Origin of the sequence: Streptomyces sp. SBT349 (genome assembly GCF_001083795.1) — a bacterium.
Lineage (GTDB): Bacteria > Actinomycetota > Actinomycetes > Streptomycetales > Streptomycetaceae > Streptomyces.
This window is the reverse complement of record NZ_LAVK01000668.1, coordinates 1-1,397: the sequence shown is the minus strand read 5'-3', so window position 1 is coordinate 1,397 and position 1,397 is coordinate 1. Positions and strand designations below refer to the sequence as shown.

Sequence of the window (1,397 nt, the reverse complement as noted above, 5' to 3'; positions counted from 1 at the left end):
GGTCGGGGGCGGTCGGTGGGGAGTTCGAGCAGGTCGGGGGCGCCTGCGAGTGCTTCGCGCCAGTACTGTGACTGGCGGGCCATCTCACTCCGCGGATCTGTCTCGTCGCCGAGGATGTCGCGTTGCCACAGGGTGTAGTCGGCGTACTGGACGGGGAGGTCGTCCCAGGCGGGTTCCCGTCCGGCGTGGCGGGCTGTGTAGGCGGTGGAGAGGTCTTGTTTGAGTGGTCCCATGGACCAGCCGTCGCTGACGATGTGGTGCATGACCAGCAGCAGCACCGACTCACCCTCGGACAGGATGAACAGGTGGGCGCGGAAGGGGACTTCGGTCGCCAGATCGAAGTGGTGGCTTGCCGTGTCTTGGAGGACGTCGGCGAGGTCCGCCTCGTCGATGGGGGTGATCTGGAGCACGGGTGCGGCCTCTCCGGCGGCCACCACCTGCTGCGACGGTTCCCCGTTCACCTCGGGGAAGACGGTGCGCAACGCCTCATGCCGACCCACCACATCCGCCAGCGCCTCCCGCAAAGCGGCCACGTCAACGGTCCCGGTCAAACGCAGAGCGAGCGGTGCAGCGTAATTTGCGCTGCCCCCTTGGACGCGGTCCAGGAACCACAGACTTCTCTGCTGGAAAGAGAGCGGAATCATGCGCGTTCCCCGTTCCTAGTTCTTCGGCTCAACATCGGCCTTCTGGGACCGGATTTACTCAGTGCTTCGACGAGATCAGCGACAGTGGGTGACCGAAATACGTCTCGAATGTTGAGTTCGGTGCCCATCGTTGTGCGGATGCGGCTGGTGAGGCGGGTGGCGAGGAGGGAGTGGCCGCCGAGGTCGAAGAATCCGTCGTCGATGGTGACCTCGCCGACGCCCAGAACCTCGGCGAACAGTCCGCAGAGCGCTTGTTCCTGCGGGGTGCGTGGTGCGCGTCCCTCACCGGCCCGGGTGTACTCGGGGGCGGGTAGTCGCTTGCGGTCGAGTTTTCCGTTCGGGGTCAGGGGCAGGGTGTCGAGGACGACGAACGCGGAGGGCACCATGTAGGTGGGCAGCACGGTCGCGGCATGGTCGCGCAAGCCCGCCGTGTCCACCGTGGTGTCGTGGGTGGGGACGAGGTAGGCGACGATGCGTTTGTCCCCCGGGCGGTCCTCGCGGACCACCACCGTGGCCTGGCCCACGCTCTGGTCGTGGAGGAGTACGGATTCGATCTCGCCGGGCTCGATGCGGAAGCCGCGTATCTTGACCTGGTCGTCGGCGCGGCCGATGAAGTCCAGGTTTCCGTCCGTGCGCCAGCGCACCAGGTCACCGGTCCGGTACATCCGCGAGCCGGCTGGGCCGAACGGGTTCGCCACGAACCGCTCCGCCGTCAGCCCCGGCCGGCTCGCGGATGTACCGGACCGGTGACCT

At 67.1% G+C, this 1,397-nt stretch carries 1 pseudogene; it reads right to left on the bottom strand.

The features are described 5' to 3' along the window. A pseudogene (locus tag ADY01_RS41985) lies at positions 1-1,397 on the bottom strand (condensation domain-containing protein); the annotation flags it as partial.